Raw genomic sequence first — 14,226 nt, 5'->3', positions numbered from 1 at the left:
CGATTGTTGCGCGGTCGGTGGTCATATGCCGCCCATTGGGAGCGTCGGACGCGAGAATCGCACCGCAGCGCGCCAATGCCTATCGCGCCTGCTGGGGGCGCGATGGCAAAAATTCTTTTTTCATAAGGGGTTCGCAAACCCGCTCGGCCGCTCAGGCCGCCATGCGGCGCGCGATGCTAAAGGCCAGATCGGCGCGGCTGAGACTATGATCGCCCAAGACGCGGATCACACGGCGCGCGGGGATCACCCCGTCTTGCAACAGCACCAGATCGGTGTAGTCGCCGCTCGGATGCTGGCGGAAGCTGATGCGCGGCACGCGGCGTCCTTCGGTCAGCTCAATGAGCAGGACTTCATCCTCGGCACTAAACCCTTCGATGATGTCATCGGGATCGCCGATGCCTGCGCCATGGTGCAAGCACAGGGCCGAAGGCGTGGGCGTTTCGGGAACCTCGTCAATCGCGGGCAGGGGCAGCTCGGCGCTTTGCGGTTGCGCGGCATCGGCATTCACCTGCGCGGCACGCGCAGCCAGAGCGGCGCAGCGGCCCAAGAGCAAATCATCGTCTTGGTCTTCGTGGCCGTCATCGTCGGGGGCCGCGTGCGGCGCGGCGGCGGTGGATGCGGGCGTATCCTCGGCGGAAACCTCTGCTTCGGAAACATCATCTGCCGGAAGATCGCCGGCTGCGTGATCTTCATCGGCCTGCTCTTCGACCGCTTGGACCAGCGGCGCGGCGAAGCGGTCTTCGGAGGCCGTGAACACCATCGTGTCGGCATCCGATGTCATCAGGGCCGATACGGAACATTGTGCAGCGGTCGGGGCGGGTTGCTCGGCAACCGCAAAGCCGGACAGGTCAAGCGTGCCAGACAGCGGCGCCGTTTGGGCGGCGTCCTGCGCGGGCGTGGGGGGCTGCATGGGGGCTTCCGCGGTGTCTTGAACGGCGTGTTGGCGCGTCTCGGCATCTTGCTGCGCTTGCGCATCGCGCTCGGCGGCGCGGCGGGCGCGGCGCGGGGTGATGCGGCCGGTCTCGTCCCCGCCTGCGGCGGTGAGGGGGCGGCCTTCGTCGATTTTGGCGCGCAGCGAATCCAGAAGCGCGGCGTCGGCTTCGATTGCGGGGTCGCGTTGGGGCGCGGCTTGGGCGAAGGAATGGCTGCCGTCCATGTTTTCGAGCACCAGATCAGCGCCGTCAAATTCGGCCGATCCGGCCTCGAGGCTTGGCTCATCGTTTTGCGCCTCAGTGGCGCGGCGGCCAAGGCGGCCGGTCAGCGCGCCGGTCAAGGCGCTCAGGGACGGGAAAGAGGACTGTCGCATCAGCATATTCTTGTCTCCACTGCCGCTTCTTCACAAAGCGTTAATAGTTTGTGATTCCCTTCTGCGCGCAAAGCGTGACAGCCTGAGGGCGCAAAAAGGGCGATATCTTGCCGAAGGATTAACGCCAGTGCCTCATTTGGCGGCGCTGGCGCAAAAACGGGCCTTTGATTATCGTGGATCAGTGCGCGCGCGAGGGATCGCGCCGAAGGCGGGAAGGGGGCTTTTACCCGCCGCAGGACCGCACCAGAGCGCGCCGCAAGCCCCACGCCGGCGGCGATAGCGATAACGGCAGGCCGGTAAAACCGACCGGTTTGGTCATGAAAACGGGCGGGGGAATCGCAAAAAGACAGATTTTTGAAACTTTTTATTGCGCTCTGCGGCGGTGCAAAGCGTCGCACTTGGGTTAAGGCTTTGAAAAGATGCGGTATTCATTTGCATACAATCAATTTCGCGCGGGTTGCTAGGAAGGAATTGCTCTGCTACACCCACGCCGATTTCTAAGCTTTGAAAACGATCAAGGCATCCAAACGCCCTCGGATGACCCCAAGCGGGGTCTGTCAAACCGAGGCCAGATATCGGAAGGGTGGACGTGTCCGAACCAGCAGCGATCTCATCCGGCATTGCCGCACGCTATGCCACGGCCGTTTTTGACCTGGCCAAAGAAACAAAGAAGGTGAAAGCCGTTGAGAGCGACGTGAGCGCTCTTGAGGAGGCTCTTGCCGCCAGCACCGATTTCGCAACCTTGATGTCTTCGCCGCTTTACTCGCGCGAAGAGCAAGAAGGCGCGATTGCTGCGATTGCCAAACAGATGAAGCTGTCGCCCATGATGGGCAACACGCTGCGCCTGATGGCGAGCAAACGCCGCCTGTTTGTTTTGCCTGCTTTGCTGAACGCGCTGCGTGAAGCCATTGCAGCGGACAAGGGCGAAGTGACCGCCGAGGTCGTATCGGCCAAGGCATTGACCAAGGCCCAGTCGGACAAATTGTCCAAAGTCTTGGCGGCCAATGTCGGCAAAGACGTTTCCATCAAAGCGACCGTGGATGAGAGCCTCATCGGCGGTCTTGTTGTTAAAGTGGGTTCGAAGATGATCGACACGTCGATCCGTTCGCGCCTCAACTCCCTCCAGAATGCAATGAAAGAGGTCGGATAAATGGGTATCCAAGCTGCAGAAATTTCTGCGATCCTGAAGGACCAGATCAAAAACTTCGGCAAAGACGCCGAAGTTGCCGAGGTTGGCCGCGTGCTGTCCGTTGGCGATGGTATCGCGCGTGTCTACGGACTCGACAATGTGCAGGCCGGTGAGATGGTCGAATTCCCCGGTGGTATCCGCGGAATGGCCCTCAACCTCGAATCTGACAACGTCGGTGTTGTTATCTTCGGTGCTGACCGCGACATCAAAGAAGGTGACGTTGTCAAGCGCACCAACTCGATCGTGGACGTTCCTGCAGGCGACGCTCTTTTGGGCCGCGTTGTGGACGGTCTGGGCAACCCGCTGGACGGCAAAGGCCCGATCGAGGCGACCGAGCGCCGCATCGCGGACAGCAAGGCCCCCGGCATTATCCCGCGTAAATCGGTGCACGAGCCGATGGCAACGGGCCTCAAATCCGTTGACGCGATGATCCCCGTTGGCCGTGGCCAGCGCGAACTGATCATTGGCGACCGTCAGACCGGCAAAACCGCCGTGGCTCTGGATGCGATCCTGAACCAGAAATCCTACAACGAAGCTGCTGGCGATGACGAGAGCAAGAAGCTCTACTGCATCTATGTTGCGATCGGTCAAAAGCGTTCGACCGTGGCCCAGTTGGTGAAAAAGCTCGAAGAGAGCGGCGCGATCGAATATTCGGTTGTGGTTGCTGCGACGGCTTCCGATCCCGCACCGATGCAGTTCATGGCCCCCTATGCCGCGACCGCGATGGCGGAATATTTCCGCGACAACGGCCGCCACGCCTTGATCATCTATGATGACCTTTCCAAACAGGCCGTGTCCTACCGCCAGATGTCGCTCTTGCTGCGCCGTCCGCCCGGTCGTGAAGCCTATCCTGGTGACGTTTTCTATCTTCACTCGCGCCTGCTCGAGCGTTCGGCCAAGCTGAACGAAGATTTCGGCTCCGGTTCCTTGACCGCTTTGCCGATCATCGAAACCCAAGGCGGCGACGTTTCGGCGTTTATTCCGACCAACGTGATTTCGATCACCGACGGCCAGATCTTCCTCGAAACCGAACTCTTCTACCAAGGGATCCGCCCTGCTGTGAACACCGGTCTGTCGGTTTCGCGGGTTGGCTCCTCGGCCCAGACCAAGGCGATGTCCTCGGTTGCCGGTCCGGTGAAACTGTCGCTCGCGCAATACCGCGAAATGGCCGCCTTTGCGCAGTTCGGTTCCGATCTGGACGCTTCGACCCAAGCCTTGCTCAACCGCGGTGCGCGTTTGACCGAGCTGATGAAGCAGCCGCAGTATTCGCCGCTGACCAACGCGGAAATCGTTTGCGTCATCTTCGCAGGCACCAACGGCTACCTCGACAAGATCGCGGTGTCGGATGTTGGCCGCTACGAGGCTGGCATGCTGGCGCATCTGCGCGGCAAGCACGCCGATTTGCTCAAGTGGATCACCGACGAAGATCCCAAGATCAAAGGTGAAGCCGCAGATAAAGTGAAAGCCGCGCTCGACGAATTCGCCGCTGACTTCGCTTAAGGGAGAGGTGAGGCAATGCCAAATCTCAAGGACCTGAAAAACCGGATCGCGAGTGTGAAAAACACCCGTAAGATCACCAAAGCCATGCAAATGGTTGCCGCGGCGAAGCTTCGCCGCGCGCAGGAGGCTGCTGAACAGTCCCGCCCCTATACCGCGCGTTTCAACGCGGTTCTGGGCGGTCTGGCTGCATCCGTTGGCGGGTCTGACAGCGCACCCAAGCTGCTGTCGGGCACCGGAGCGGACCAAGTGCATCTGCTCGTCGTGATGACCGCCGAACGCGGTCTGTGCGGCGGCTTCAACAGCAACATCAGCAAGTTGGCGCGTGCCAAGGCAGAAGAGCTGATCGCCGCAGGCAAGACCGTCAAGGTTTTGACCGTGGGCAAGAAAGGCCGCGACGCAATCCGCCGCGATCTGGGACAGTATTTTGTCGGTCATGTCGATCTGTCCGAGGTGAAGCGCCTTGGCTATGACAATGCCCAAGGTATCGCACAGGACATCCTGACGCGCTTTGACGGTGGTGAGTTTGACGTCGCCACGATCTTCTATGCGAAGTTCGTGAACGTGGTCAGCCAGATCCCGACAGCGCAGCAGATCATCCCCGCCGCTTATGAAGCGGATGAGGATGCCGGTGCGAGCACGCTTTATGACTACGAGCCCAGCGAAGAGGCCATTCTGGCCGATCTGCTGCCGCGCGGTGTCGCCACGCAAATTTTCAGCGCCCTGCTGGAAAACGCGGCGTCCGAGCAAGGGGCGCGTATGTCGGCAATGGATAACGCCACACGCAACGCGGGCGAGATGATCGATAAACTGACCATCGAGTTCAACCGTTCGCGTCAGGCGGTCATCACCAACGAGCTAATCGAAATTATCTCGGGCGCGGAAGCGCTCTAAGAGGACGGAGACTTAACAATGGCTAATATTGGCAAAATCACGCAGGTGATCGGCGCCGTGGTCGACGTGCAGTTCAGCGACACGCTGCCCGCGATTCTGAACGCGCTGACCACCGACAACAACGGCAAGACGCTGGTGCTCGAAGTGGCGCAGCACCTTGGCGAAAACACGGTTCGTGCGATCGCTATGGACGCGACCGAAGGTCTCGTGCGCGGTCAGGACGTGACCGACACCGAAGCGCAGATTTCTGTGCCCGTCGGCAAAGCGACCTTGGGCCGCATCATGAACGTGACCGGCGATCCGGTTGACGAAAAAGGCCCCGTGAATTCGGAATCGCGCCGCCCGATCCACGGCGATGCGCCTGCCTTCGACCAACAGTCGACCGCGACCGAAATCCTCGTGACAGGCATCAAGGTCATCGACCTTCTGGCGCCTTACACCAAGGGTGGTAAAATCGGTCTGTTCGGCGGTGCCGGTGTGGGCAAAACCGTTTTGATCATGGAACTGATCAACAACATCGCCAAAGTGCACTCGGGCGTGTCCGTCTTCGCCGGTGTTGGCGAGCGGACCCGTGAAGGCAACGACCTTTACCACGAGATGATCGAATCCGGCGTTATCGTGCCCGATAACCTCGAAGAGTCGAAAATTGCTCTGGTCTACGGCCAGATGAACGAGCCTCCCGGAGCGCGTATGCGTATCGCTCTGACCGGCCTGTCGCTGGCGGAACAGTTCCGTGACGACACCGGTTCGGACGTTTTGTTCTTCGTCGACAACATCTTCCGCTTTACCCAAGCGGGTTCGGAAGTGTCGGCTCTGCTTGGCCGTATTCCTTCGGCTGTGGGCTACCAGCCGACGCTGGCGACCGACATGGGCGCGATGCAGGAACGTATTTCCTCGACCAAATCCGGTTCGATTACATCGGTTCAGGCCGTTTACGTTCCCGCGGATGACTTGACCGACCCTGCGCCGGCCACCTCCTTTGCCCACCTTGACGCGACCACGGTTCTTGATCGTGCGATCTCGGAAAAAGGCATCTATCCCGCTGTGGATCCGCTGGGTTCGACCTCGCGTTTGCTTGACCCGCTGATCATCGGCGACGAGCACTACAAAGTCGCGACCGACGTGCAGCAGGTTCTTCAGCGCTACAAGTCGCTGCAAGACATCATCGCCATTTTGGGCATGGACGAATTGTCCGAAGACGACAAACTGGCCGTGGCGCGTGCGCGTAAAATCGAACGCTTCCTGTCGCAGCCCTTCGACGTTGCGAAGGTCTTCACCGGTTCGGATGGTGTGCAGGTTCCGCTCGAGGATACCATTGCATCGTTCAAAGCCGTTGTTGCAGGCGAATACGATCACCTGCCCGAAGGCGCCTTCTACATGGTTGGCGGCATCGATGAAGTGATCGCCAAAGCCGAGAAAATGGCGGCTGACGCCGCTTAAAGGGGGGCCTTATGGCTGATACCGTGCAATTCGATCTGGTGAGCCCCGAGCGCAGCGTTGCGTCGCTTGAGGTCACACAGGTTCAAATTCCCGGCGCTGACGGGGACATGACGGCCATGGCCAATCATGCCCCGACCATCACCACCCTGCGTCCCGGCCTTTTGTCGGTGGACGGGCCCTCGGGCGCGGCATCCTATGTCGTGACCGGCGGCTTTGCCGAAATCGGCGCGGACGGGATCACCGTTCTGGCCGAACGTGCCATCCCCCGCGAGGAGATGACACAGGCGCATATGGACGAGATGGTCACCGCAGCACGCGAGGCCCATGCGCAGGCGAAGGAAGTCTTCGTCAACGAGCCGGGTCCCGTGGATGATGCGGCCAAGCTTTTGGCGGATATGGTGGCCATGGGCGACCACATCGGCCTGTCGGCGAATTGATCTTTTCCGCTTTGCGGAGGTGAAAATGACAAGGGGCTCCGCGATTGCGGGGCCCTTTTTGCGAAAAGGACGTGTCAAACTCTCGCCCGAATTGCATTTTATGAAAACGTTAAACACCTAAGAGTTACACCTGCCTTCACTGACAGGCATGCAATAGATTTGGAAGCGCGGCAGAATGAAGCGTCTCGATAGCCACCTGATCGGAATGGATCAGGGCGACAATATTTTGTTCTCGGATTTCGAGGACGGCGGCGACATGTGGACCGGCACGGGGCCGCGTCTGCGGCGCAAACGCGTGGAGTTTTCGCAAAGCTTCGCGCAGGTGCCGATGGTGCATTGCGCGCTGTCGATGTGGGACATGGACAGCGAGACCAATGCGCGCGCCGATACGGGCGCGGAAAATATCACCGAGACCGGATTCGAGATCGTGTTCCGCACATGGGGCGATACGCGCGTGGCGCGTGCACGCGTGCGCTGGATGGCGATCGGTCCGCTGCCCCATGAGGATGATTGGCAGCTCTACTAGGCGGCCCCCTGCGGCGCTGCGGGCGGGCCAAGGGCCTTGGCGGAGCAAAGGATGCCTCCGGCGGGGATATTTTTGGAACCTGCAAGACAGGGCGCGGCGCAAAGCCGCGTGCGCGGCGCGGCTCGGGCGCTTTGGATTAAGACATGTCAGGCAAAAGGCCCGCGCGCGCTAGCGTGTGGGAACAGGCGTCTCGCCGCGGTAGTCGTAGAAGCCGCGCCCTGATTTGCGGCCCAGCCATCCCGCTTCGACATATTTGGTCAGCAGGGGGCAGGGGCGGTATTTGGTATCGGCCAGCCCGTCGTGCAGCACATTCATAATCGCAAGGCAGGTGTCGAGACCGATGAAATCGGCCAGCTCCAGCGGCCCCATCGGGTGGTTGGCGCCAAGCTTCATCGAACTGTCGATGGATTGCACCGAGCCGACCCCCTCATAGAGCGTATAGACGGCCTCGTTAATCATCGGCATCAAGATGCGGTTGACGATGAAGGCGGGGAAATCTTCGGCGGCGGCGGAGGTTTTGCCAAGCCGCTCGACCACGGTGCGGCAGGCCTCATAGGTTTCCTCATCCGTCGCGATGCCGCGAATGAGCTCGACCAATTGCATCACCGGCACAGGGTTCATGAAATGGAAGCCCATGAATTTTTCGGGCCGGTCGGTGCGGCTGGCGAGGCGGGTGATCGAGATCGACGAGGTGTTCGAGGTCAGGATCGTGGTCGGCGTCAGATGCGGTAAAAGCTCGTCAAAGATCGCCTGTTTGACGGTTTCGCGCTCGGTCGCGGCTTCGATCACCAGATCACAAACGCCCAGATCGGTCAGCCTTTGGGTGCATGTGATCCGCGCCATGGTGGCATCTTTGTCGCTTTGGGAGACTTTGCCGCGCCCGACTTGCCGGTCCAGATTGCCCGAAATGGTTTCAATTGCAGCTTTTAGCGCGTCTTCGGAGATGTCGGTCATCATCACGTCATAGCCTGCAAGCGCCATGACATGGGCGATTCCGTTGCCCATCTGCCCTGCGCCGATCACGCCAACTGATTGAATTTCCATGAAAATGCCGCCTCTTTTGTCGATGCTGTTTTGAGGATAGGCGGCGGGGACCGAGGGTGCAAGGGCAGTGCAGGCACAGGTGCGAGGGTGTTTTAGTCAAAGTCGCCGATTAGGCCTTTGGTAACAGAGCTTGCGGCAAAGTCAGCGTGGGTGAGAAAAATTTAGGTGGGTGAAATGACCTATGAAACGATGGGCGATGGTGCCCTTGATTATTTCCCGTGTCGCTACGGGAAGTCCAAGCTTCTGTTCCGCGGTCCCAAGCGCAAGCTTGAGGGCGACTATGTCGCCTTCATTGGCGGCTCGGAGACCTACGGAAAGTTTATTGAAAGACCCTTTACGGATTTGGTCGAGGGTCAGATCGGGGTGCCTTGTGTCAACTTTGGTTGGCTCAACGCGGGGGTCGATGTTTTTGCCGGTGATGCCACGGTGCTCGAAGCGGCGGGTGCGGCGCGCGCCACGGTGGTGCAAGTCATGGGCGCGCAAAATATGTCCAACCGCTTTTACGCCGTGCATCCGCGTCGCAACGACCGGTTCTTGCAAGCCAGCGCCTTGATGCGCACGGTGTTCCGCGAGGTGGATTTCACCGAATTTCACTTCACGCGCCATATGCTACGCTCGCTGCGCACGCTGTCGCCGGAGCGTTACGATATGGTGCGCGAAGAATTGCAAAATGCATGGGTGGCGCGGATGAAAGTGCTGCTCGGCAAGATCGGCGGCAAGACGGTTTTGCTTTGGTTTGCCGATCATGCGCCGGAGATGTCGCTTGAGGATGATCTGGCCCATGACCCTCTCTATGTGACGCGCGAGATGATCGAGAGCTTGCGGCCCTTGGTGACCGAGGTGGTCGAGGTCACGGTGAGCGAGGCGGCTTTGGCGCAGGGCACGGATGGCATGAAGTTCAGCCAGATGGAAGCGCCCGCAGCAGAGCAAATGATGGGCCCCGCCGCCCATGCCGAGGCGGCGCAGGCGCTGTCTGCCAGCATTAAGGATCTGGTCGGGCTATAGCCGCGATACATCCGCCGCGCGCCGCCACGGCGCGGGGGCGGCAACGAAAAAGGCCCGCCTCTCGGATGAGGCGGGCCTTTCGTGTTCTGTCCGCAAAGACCGATGCTTAGAGCTTCGAGGTCAGTTCGGGGATCGCGTCGAAGAGGTCCGCCACGAGGCCGTAATCGGCCACTTGGAAGATCGGCGCTTCTTCGTCTTTGTTGATCGCCACGATGATCTTGGAGTCTTTCATACCGGCCAAGTGCTGGATCGCGCCGGAGATACCGACGGCGATATAGAGCTCGGGCGCGACGACTTTACCGGTCTGGCCGACCTGCAGATCGTTCGGAGCATAGCCGCTGTCCACAGCCGCGCGCGAGGCGCCGACCGCTGCGTTCAGCTTGTCCGCGAGACCTTCGATCAGGGCAAAGTTCTCTTCGGAGCCGACACCGCGGCCACCGGAGACAACGATGCCAGCGGAGGTCAGCTCGGGACGGTCCGAGGCGGCAACCTTGTCTTCGACATGGCTCGACAGGGCGGGATCGCCTGCGGCGCCGATGCTCTCTACTGCGGCTGCGCCGCCTTGACCTGCGGCATCGAAGGTCGATGTGCGCACGGTGAGGACTTTCTTCGCATCCGAGGATTTCACCGTCTGGATCGCGTTACCGGCATAGATCGGGCGCTCGAAGGTGGCGCCGTCCACGATGGCGGTCACGTCCGACAGAACCATGACATCCAGCAAGGCCGCAACGCGCGGCAGGATGTTTTTGGCCGAGGCGGTCGAGGGGCCGATGATGTGCTCGTAATCGCCCGCAAGCGAGACGACCAGATCGGCAACAGGCTCGGCCAGACCATTGGCATAAAGCGCATCGTCCGCGACCAGAACCTTGGACACGCCGTCGATTTTCGCGGCCTCGTCGCCTGCGGCAGCGGGGCCTGCGACCAATACGGTCACATCGCCAAGCGCCTTGCCTGCGGTGACGGCTTTCGCGGTGGCATCAACTGCCAATGCGCCGCCGGAGATTTCTGCGAGAAGAAGAACAGCCATTAGATAGCTCCTTTTTCTTTGAGTTTCGCGACCAGCTCGTCGACCGAACCGACCATTTCGCCAGCAGAGCGCGAGGCGGGTTCGGAGGTCTTGACGACTTCGAGGCGCGGTGCGGTGTCGACGCCGTAATCGGCGGCGGTTTTCTCGTCCAGCGGCTTTTTCTTCGCTTTCATGATGTTGGGAAGCGAAGCATAGCGCGGCTCGTTGAGGCGCAAATCGGCGGTGACGATGGCAGGCAGTTTGACCGAAATCGTCTGCAGGCCGCCGTCGACTTCGCGGGTGACTTTCGCCGCGTCGCCGTCGATCTCGACTTCGGAGGCAAAGGTCGCCTGACCCCAACCGGTGAGCGCGGCGAGCATTTGGCCCGTGGCGTTCATGTCGTTATCGATTGCCTGTTTGCCCGCGATGACAAGGCCGGGGGCCTCTTCGTCGATCACGCCTTTGAGGATTTTGGCAACGGCCAAAGGCTCGATGTCTTGGTGCACGTCATCGGCAGCCACCACGAGGATCGCGCGGTCCGCGCCCATGGCCAATGCCGTGCGCAGGGTTTCTTGCGCTTGCTTGACGCCGATGGAAACGACGACGACTTCGTCGGCCTTTCCGGCCTCTTTGAGGCGGATGGCTTCTTCGACGGCAATCTCGTCGAAGGGGTTCATCGACATTTTGACGTTGGCGAGATCGACACCGCTTCCGTCCGCTTTGACGCGCACTTTCACGTTATAGTCGATCACACGTTTGACAGGCACTAGCACCTTCATGAGCGTGGTCTCCCTTTAGAATTACATAAACGCACCGAAGATTCGGGCGCGTAGGTCTGGTGGCTTTGATATATTCTTGCGCGATGGGAAAACAGGGAAAAATAGGGGGTCTGCGTCTTCCCGACGCCGCGTTTTATCTTCCTTTGGGCGGAATTGCCTTCCGACAGGCGGAATTTTCCGAATCGCCCTGATGATCTCGTTCCTGCGCGGCGGCCGATGCGCCGCCAAGCGCAAGTTACCGGTTCGCGCCCGGCACCCATAGCACATCATCCACGCCGCCATTATTGGCCACGCGGCCCGCGGCAAAGAACCAATCGGACAGGCGGTTGAGGTATTTGACGGCGGCCGGATTGACCGGCTCGAGCGTGGCCAGTTCGGTGGTCAGACGCTCGGCGCGGCGGCTCACGGTGCGGCACAGATGCAGATGCGCGGCCAAAGCCGTGCCGCCGGGAAGGATGAAACTGCGCAGCGGTTCGAGCGTGGCGCTCATCGCGTCGATCTCCTGTTCCAGACGGTCCACCTGTGCCTGCGTGACGCGCAGGGGCGGGTATTCGGCCTCGGCATCCTTGTCCATTTCGGGGCGACAAAGATCGGCGCCAAGGTCGAAAAGATCGTTTTGAATCAATGCCAAAGCGGCGTCCATCTCGCCTGTCGCGTGGAGGCGGGCGAGGCCTAGGGTGGCGTTGGTTTCGTCGACGGTGCCGTAGGCGGTGACGCGGGCGGAATGTTTGTCAACGCGGGTGCCATTGCCAAGGGCGGTGGTGCCGGCGTCGCCGCTGCGTGTGTAGATTTTGTTGATCACGACCATGGATCAGCCTCCCGAGCGGCGAAAATATACAAAGGCGAGGATCAAGACGATGGCGACGAATTGCGCAATGATGCGCAAGCGCATGATTTTATTGGCATTTTTTCGGTTGAAATCGCCGCCTTTGGCGAAGCCGCCGACGCCGACCATCAAGATGCCGACCACCGCGAGGCAGGCCAGCGCCACCAGAATAAAGAGGGGATCGTCTTTCATTGGCTGTCTCCGTCCGATGCGTTGCCCGCCAGATGTAGCGTGCATTTGGGGAAAAGCGAATTGGTTATTTGGACGCGGCGGGGGCGCATTTTGGCCTGTCTGTATCGCGTCGGTATTTTGTCGGTATTGCGTCGGTGCGGTTTGCGCCCCCGAGATAGCGGGTTCGGAGCGGCGCAGCGGCGCGCGGGTGGGGCGACGACCGTCGGGGCAAAGCGGCGGCGGGAAGCGGCGGGACCCGGGGAGGCGGGGGCTGCGGGTGGGGCCGCAGGCGGGTGCGCGCGGCGGCGCGGGCAGATGCCTCCGGCGGGGATATTTGGCGAACCTGCAAAGAGGGGTGGCAGGTTTGAGGCGGCGGCGCCTTTGGGTGACGCTCGTGGGTAACGCTCGTGGGTGAGGCGCGTTTGTGCGGGCGCAGACGCAGGGCGCGCGGATCAGCCTTTGGCCAGCAGCCAGTCGAGGGCGCGGGTCGGGGCGAGGCGTTTGAGCGCGGCCATCGCATAGGTCGGCGTGGTGACATAGTAGCGCGCGCGCGGGCGTCTGGCCTCCAGCGCGCGGGCGAGTTTGTCGGTCACGGCGCGGGCGGGCAATTCGAAGGTATCGGGGCCGTTGTCGCGGTAGAGGCGTTTGAGCAGGCTGGCCTCGTATTGCGCGGCGCGCGGCGAGGCTTTCCAATCGACCCAGCGTTCGAATTCCTTGGCGGCGTTCTTGCGAAACTGCGAGGTGATCGGTCCGGGTTCGATGAGGATGATGTCGATGGCGGTGTCGCGCATCTCCAGCCGCAAGGTATCGGTCAACCCTTCGAGCGCGAATTTCGTCGCATTATAGGCGCCGCGCCAAGGAGCCGCGACAAGGCCGAGCACCGAGGAACATTGCACCACGCGCCCGTGGCCTTGGGCGCGCATCACGGGCAGCACCGCGCAGGTCAATTCATGCCAGCCGAACAGATTGGTTTCGAAAATATGGCGCAGGGCCGCGCGGCTGAGGTCTTCGCTCGCACCGGGGATGGCGAAGGCGCCGTTGTTGAACAGCGCATCCAGCCTGCCGCCGGTGGCGCCGAGCACCGATTGCACGGCGGCGGTGATGCTGTCGCTGTCGGCATAGTCGAGATGGACCGCGTCAAAGCCTTCGGCGGCCAGGCGCGCGACATCCTCGGCGCGGCGGGCGGCGGCAAATACGCGCCAGCCGCGCGCGCGCATCCCGTGTGCGGCGTCATAGCCGATGCCCGACGCGCAGCCGGTGATCAGGATCGAGCGGGGGGCGGGGGCTTGGGCCATGTCGGTCATTTCCGTCATCTTCGTCGGTGTCGTCAGTGTCGTCATGGCGCGAGATATGGCGAGGATGGCGCGGCGGCGCAAGCGCGATGCAAAACGCCCGCCGCTGCGGGGAGGCAGGGCGGGCGGATCGGGCGCGGTTATGCGGCGGCGCGGATCAGTTGGAGGCGGTGACCAGATAATCCGCCATCCAGCCGACGCGTTTGGTCTCCAGCACCCGCAGCTTGACCCAGCCGTTTCCGGGGTCTTGCAGGATTTCGACATCGGTGCCGCGCAACAATTGCCCGATTTTGTTGAACTCGGTGCCAGGGCCAAGGCGCAGGTTCACGCGGTTGCCGCTGATCTGGCGCAGGTCCAAGGCGGGTTCGGCGGCGCTTGAGGCGGTAAAGCTGACCGGTGTGGCTTGGACGGTTTGGCTGTTCGCGGTTTGGGTTTTGACGGTTTGCGGCGCGGCTTTGACCGTGGGCACGCCGAGCGCGGCAACCCCGACCTGATCGGCGGCGCGCACCGCTTTGGCGGTGGCGGCGGCGAGGGTGACCTTGGCGTCGGGCAATGCGGTCAGATCGCTTTGGGCGCGGGTGATGGCGGTATTGTCATCGCTGCGCGCAGCTTCGGCGCGCTGGTCGGGCATGGGCGCGCGGCTGCGCGGTTCATAGTCGCTGCCGCCGCTGAGTTCGAAAAAGGCCCAGCCCAGAAAAGCAAAAGTCGTCAAAATGAAGCGCCACATTGCGGCCTATCCCCCGTTCACTTGTTAACCGGCGCTAGGTGATGCCTTTGGCGCCCAGTTTTCGCCGCTGGCAGGCGGCACTCAAAA

15 protein-coding genes are annotated in these 14,226 nt (G+C 61.4%); 7 read left to right on the top strand and 8 right to left on the bottom strand.

Translation table 11 applies throughout. The features are described from left to right. Nucleotides 1–151 precede the first annotated feature (151 nt). A complete protein-coding gene (locus tag ABWV64_RS06410) occupies nucleotides 152–1,306 on the bottom strand; it encodes a hypothetical protein (protein ID WP_353343428.1) in 1,155 nt (384 codons plus the stop codon). Between the two features lie 589 nt (nucleotides 1,307–1,895). Between ABWV64_RS06410 and ABWV64_RS06405 the strand changes: the two genes are divergently transcribed. From ABWV64_RS06405 to ABWV64_RS06380, 6 genes are all read left to right on the top strand, one after another. Next, nucleotides 1,896–2,456, top strand: coding sequence for a F0F1 ATP synthase subunit delta (locus ABWV64_RS06405; protein WP_353343427.1), 561 nt, complete (start codon nucleotides 1,896–1,898; stop codon nucleotides 2,454–2,456). Next, nucleotides 2,457–3,995, top strand: coding sequence for a F0F1 ATP synthase subunit alpha (gene atpA, locus ABWV64_RS06400; RefSeq protein WP_353343426.1), 1,539 nt, complete (start codon nucleotides 2,457–2,459; stop codon nucleotides 3,993–3,995). A 15-nt stretch (nucleotides 3,996–4,010) separates the two neighbouring features. Further along, nucleotides 4,011–4,886: a F0F1 ATP synthase subunit gamma gene (locus ABWV64_RS06395; protein ID WP_353343425.1), complete on the top strand. Its 876-nt coding sequence runs from the start codon at nucleotides 4,011–4,013 to the stop codon at nucleotides 4,884–4,886. A gap of 18 nt (nucleotides 4,887–4,904) precedes the next feature. Beyond that, complete coding sequence (gene atpD, locus ABWV64_RS06390) at nucleotides 4,905–6,326, top strand: F0F1 ATP synthase subunit beta (protein WP_353343424.1); 1,422 nt, start codon at nucleotides 4,905–4,907, stop codon at nucleotides 6,324–6,326. 11 nt (nucleotides 6,327–6,337) lie between these two features. After that, a complete protein-coding gene (locus tag ABWV64_RS06385) occupies nucleotides 6,338–6,763 on the top strand; it encodes a F0F1 ATP synthase subunit epsilon (RefSeq protein WP_353343423.1) in 426 nt (141 codons plus the stop codon). 175 nt (nucleotides 6,764–6,938) lie between these two features. Beyond that, nucleotides 6,939–7,289: an H-type lectin domain-containing protein gene (locus ABWV64_RS06380; RefSeq protein WP_353343422.1), complete on the top strand. Its 351-nt coding sequence runs from the start codon at nucleotides 6,939–6,941 to the stop codon at nucleotides 7,287–7,289. A 168-nt stretch (nucleotides 7,290–7,457) separates the two neighbouring features. On the opposite strand, the gene ABWV64_RS06375 is transcribed toward ABWV64_RS06380, so the two are convergent. After that, the gene (locus ABWV64_RS06375; RefSeq protein WP_353343421.1) at nucleotides 7,458–8,333 is read right to left on the bottom strand and encodes a 3-hydroxybutyryl-CoA dehydrogenase; all 876 of its coding nucleotides are present in this window, start codon (nucleotides 8,331–8,333) and stop codon (nucleotides 7,458–7,460) included. 174 nt (nucleotides 8,334–8,507) lie between these two features. Between ABWV64_RS06375 and ABWV64_RS06370 the strand changes: the two genes are divergently transcribed. After that, a complete protein-coding gene (locus tag ABWV64_RS06370) occupies nucleotides 8,508–9,338 on the top strand; it encodes a DUF6473 family protein (RefSeq protein ID WP_353343420.1) in 831 nt (276 codons plus the stop codon). 106 nt (nucleotides 9,339–9,444) lie between these two features. Here ABWV64_RS06370 and ABWV64_RS06365 read toward each other — a convergent pair whose 3' ends face one another. From ABWV64_RS06365 to ABWV64_RS06340, 6 genes are all read right to left on the bottom strand, one after another. Then, complete coding sequence (locus tag ABWV64_RS06365) at nucleotides 9,445–10,365, bottom strand: electron transfer flavoprotein subunit alpha/FixB family protein (protein ID WP_353343419.1); 921 nt, start codon at nucleotides 10,363–10,365, stop codon at nucleotides 9,445–9,447. Continuing rightward, complete coding sequence (locus ABWV64_RS06360) at nucleotides 10,365–11,123, bottom strand: electron transfer flavoprotein subunit beta/FixA family protein (RefSeq protein ID WP_353343418.1); 759 nt, start codon at nucleotides 11,121–11,123, stop codon at nucleotides 10,365–10,367. The genes ABWV64_RS06365 and ABWV64_RS06360 overlap by 1 nt, the downstream gene beginning before the upstream one ends. Nucleotides 11,124–11,358: 235 nt before the next feature. After that, a complete protein-coding gene (locus ABWV64_RS06355; protein WP_353343417.1) occupies nucleotides 11,359–11,931 on the bottom strand; it encodes a cob(I)yrinic acid a,c-diamide adenosyltransferase in 573 nt (190 codons plus the stop codon). A 3-nt stretch (nucleotides 11,932–11,934) separates the two neighbouring features. Next, nucleotides 11,935–12,141: a twin transmembrane helix small protein gene (locus tag ABWV64_RS06350; protein WP_353343416.1), complete on the bottom strand. Its 207-nt coding sequence runs from the start codon at nucleotides 12,139–12,141 to the stop codon at nucleotides 11,935–11,937. Nucleotides 12,142–12,572: 431 nt separating this feature from the next. Beyond that, nucleotides 12,573–13,424 (bottom strand): SDR family NAD(P)-dependent oxidoreductase, encoded by an 852-nt coding sequence (locus tag ABWV64_RS06345; RefSeq protein ID WP_353343415.1) that lies wholly within the window; start codon nucleotides 13,422–13,424, stop codon nucleotides 12,573–12,575. Between the two features lie 145 nt (nucleotides 13,425–13,569). Then, complete coding sequence (locus tag ABWV64_RS06340; RefSeq protein ID WP_353343414.1) at nucleotides 13,570–14,124, bottom strand: SH3 domain-containing protein; 555 nt, start codon at nucleotides 14,122–14,124, stop codon at nucleotides 13,570–13,572. Nucleotides 14,125–14,226 lie beyond the last annotated feature (102 nt).

It is taken from the genome of Litorivita sp. NS0012-18, from assembly GCF_040371945.1.
Classification (GTDB): domain Bacteria; phylum Pseudomonadota; class Alphaproteobacteria; order Rhodobacterales; family Rhodobacteraceae; genus Litorivita.
The sequence above is the reverse complement of the archived record's forward strand: the minus strand, read 5'-3'. Positions and strand labels throughout refer to the sequence as shown.

Coding starts and splice junctions, on each gene's coding strand:
- ABWV64_RS06380 (WP_353343422.1), top strand. CDS start 6,939: ATGAAGCGTCTCGATAGCCACCTGATCGGAATGGATCAGGGCGACAAT.
- ABWV64_RS06365 (WP_353343419.1), bottom strand. CDS start 10,365: ATGGCTGTTCTTCTTCTCGCAGAAATCTCCGGCGGCGCATTGGCAGTT.
- ABWV64_RS06375 (WP_353343421.1), bottom strand. CDS start 8,333: ATGGAAATTCAATCAGTTGGCGTGATCGGCGCAGGGCAGATGGGCAAC.
- ABWV64_RS06360 (WP_353343418.1), bottom strand. CDS start 11,123: ATGAAGGTGCTAGTGCCTGTCAAACGTGTGATCGACTATAACGTGAAA.
- atpA (WP_353343426.1), top strand. CDS start 2,457: ATGGGTATCCAAGCTGCAGAAATTTCTGCGATCCTGAAGGACCAGATC.
- ABWV64_RS06355 (WP_353343417.1), bottom strand. CDS start 11,931: ATGGTCGTGATCAACAAAATCTACACACGCAGCGGCGACGCCGGCACC.
- ABWV64_RS06385 (WP_353343423.1), top strand. CDS start 6,338: ATGGCTGATACCGTGCAATTCGATCTGGTGAGCCCCGAGCGCAGCGTT.
- ABWV64_RS06370 (WP_353343420.1), top strand. CDS start 8,508: ATGACCTATGAAACGATGGGCGATGGTGCCCTTGATTATTTCCCGTGT.
- atpD (WP_353343424.1), top strand. CDS start 4,905: ATGGCTAATATTGGCAAAATCACGCAGGTGATCGGCGCCGTGGTCGAC.
- ABWV64_RS06410 (WP_353343428.1), bottom strand. CDS start 1,306: ATGCGACAGTCCTCTTTCCCGTCCCTGAGCGCCTTGACCGGCGCGCTG.
- ABWV64_RS06395 (WP_353343425.1), top strand. CDS start 4,011: ATGCCAAATCTCAAGGACCTGAAAAACCGGATCGCGAGTGTGAAAAAC.
- ABWV64_RS06345 (WP_353343415.1), bottom strand. CDS start 13,424: ATGACCGACATGGCCCAAGCCCCCGCCCCCCGCTCGATCCTGATCACC.
- ABWV64_RS06350 (WP_353343416.1), bottom strand. CDS start 12,141: ATGAAAGACGATCCCCTCTTTATTCTGGTGGCGCTGGCCTGCCTCGCG.